This is a genomic window from Arthrobacter sp. AL05 (assembly GCF_029960715.1).
GTDB lineage: Bacteria > Actinomycetota > Actinomycetes > Actinomycetales > Micrococcaceae > Arthrobacter.
On record NZ_JASBRC010000059.1, the window covers coordinates 1 to 485 of the forward strand.

At 67.2% G+C, this 485-nt stretch carries 1 protein-coding gene; it reads right to left on the reverse strand.

The window, feature by feature from the left end:
• Positions 1–485: HAD-IC family P-type ATPase (locus QK287_RS18435; protein ID WP_282361139.1), on the reverse strand; the 485-nt coding region annotated here is incomplete at both ends.

The window sequence follows — 485 nt, forward strand, 5'->3', positions numbered from 1 at the left end:
CCCTTGGTGAGGGTCCCGGTCTTGTCGAAGAGCACAACGTCGATGGTGCGCATGCGCTCCAGTGCCAGCCGGCTCTTGATCAGGACACCGGCCCGTGCCGCCTGCTCGGTGGAGATGGCGATGACCAAGGGGATGGCCAGGCCAAGAGCGTGGGGGCAGGCGATCACGAGGACGGTGACGGTGCGGGTCACGGCGTCGGGAACGCTGCCCAGCAGTGACCAGACGATGAACGTGAGGACCCCGGCGCCGGCGGCGAAGTAGAACAGGAAACCGGCGGCCCGGTCGGCGAGGGCCTGCGCTTTGGAGGAGGAGGCCTGCGCCTCGGCGACGAGGCGCTGGATTCCGGCCAGGGCGGTGTCGTCCCCGACAGCGGTGACCTGCACGCGGACGGTATTGTCGGTGGCGACTGTTCCGGCAATGACCTTACTGCCGGATGAGCGAAGGACGGTCCTGGATTCCCCGGTGATCATCGATTCGTCGAACTC